General features: G+C 37.9%; 1 protein-coding gene and 1 pseudogene. Both read right to left on the reverse strand.

What is annotated here, in order from left to right:
• Window positions 1-37: 37 nt before the first annotated feature.
• Entirely contained in the window at window positions 38-985 is a 948-nt protein-coding gene (locus BFN00_RS13965) for an IS30 family transposase (protein ID WP_071852173.1), read from the reverse strand.
• Window positions 986-1,027: 42 nt separating this feature from the next.
• Window positions 1,028-1,247: pseudogene (locus BFN00_RS16065) on the reverse strand (hypothetical protein); the annotation flags it as partial.

A 1,247-nucleotide genomic window follows, 5' to 3' on the forward strand; every position in this document is an offset into this window, starting at 1 on the left:
TGAATAAAGCCCTCTAAAAAGAGGGTTTTATTGTTTCTTAGATTAGCATTTGAAGTGCAACACCATGTTGTTGCCATAATACCTGACTCGGACTTTTAAAGCCGAGTCTTTTTCTTGGGCGATGATTCAAACGTTGAGTGATTTCTGAGATATATTCATCCGTATAGGCGTTTAAATTACTGCCTTTTTTAATATATTGTCTGATTAAGCCATTTGTATTTTCATTCGTGCCTCGTTGCCAAGCGCTATAGGGATCAGCGAAATACCAGTCTATTTCTAATGCTTGAGCAGCATACTCATGTAGGCTGAACTCCTTACCATTATCTGCAGTAATCGTCTTTAGCTGATCTTTGATCGGTTCAAGAAGGCTGATGGTTGTTTGGCAAATTTCCTCTGCCTTGCGTGAGCTACACTTTTTCAGCCATAAATAACCTGTCTTCCGATCTACAATAGAGACCAATGATTGCTGATGCTTCTTACCAACAATTGTGTCTATTTCCAAATCACCAAAGCGAGTCCGCTGCTCAATCTCAATAGGTCTGTCATGAATGCTTTTACGATTACTCAGCTGACCACGGGTTTCAGGAGAGCCATATTTCCTCTTTCTTTGATTTCTGAAACGTAGGTTATGAAAGAGTGTACCGCCCTTATTTTTATCCTGCCGTATAAAGCGATAAATTGAATGCAAACTGACTGCAACACAAGAAGCGATCTGTTCAGGACTCCATTGAAGATCAAGATAAGAGATGACATGTGTCCACATTTCACAAGGAATTCTTTTAGGGTTAGGACAATGCCGTCTTCGAGCTACTTTATTGGCATGTTTAGCAAAATAGCCATTTCTCGCTCGATTACGTTTGATTTCTCTAGAAATGGTTGAAGGTGAACGATTCAGTCTCCAAGCGATATGACGTTTAGAAAAACCTTCACGTAATAATGTATAAATCTGATATCTTTCTTCTTGGGTAAGATGAGTATAGTTCATGATGCAACTTTGACTTTGGTCGGTCGGAAGCAAAATGCTAGCTCATCTTGCTTCCTTCCAATAATTTAATCTCTGTTGCACTTCATTTGAGAATCTAAGTACTAAATATGCCCACGATTCATCTTCAATATTAGACAACTTTATAAGTAGAAATTTTAAAGTCAGTTTCACTGTACTAATATATTCAAAGGAAAGCTTCCTAAATTCAGCTCTGTCTGCCTCTTTTCTTTGAAATGATAATTCAAATTTTTTTTGGCTCTCT

It is taken from the genome of Acinetobacter sp. AR2-3, assembly GCF_001878775.1.
GTDB lineage: Bacteria > Pseudomonadota > Gammaproteobacteria > Pseudomonadales > Moraxellaceae > Acinetobacter > Acinetobacter lwoffii_D.

Bases quoted from the DNA above. Each gene is read 5' to 3' on its own strand.
- BFN00_RS13965 (WP_071852173.1), bottom strand. From the start codon at position 985: ATGAACTATACTCATCTTACCCAAGAAGAAAGATATCAGATTTATACA.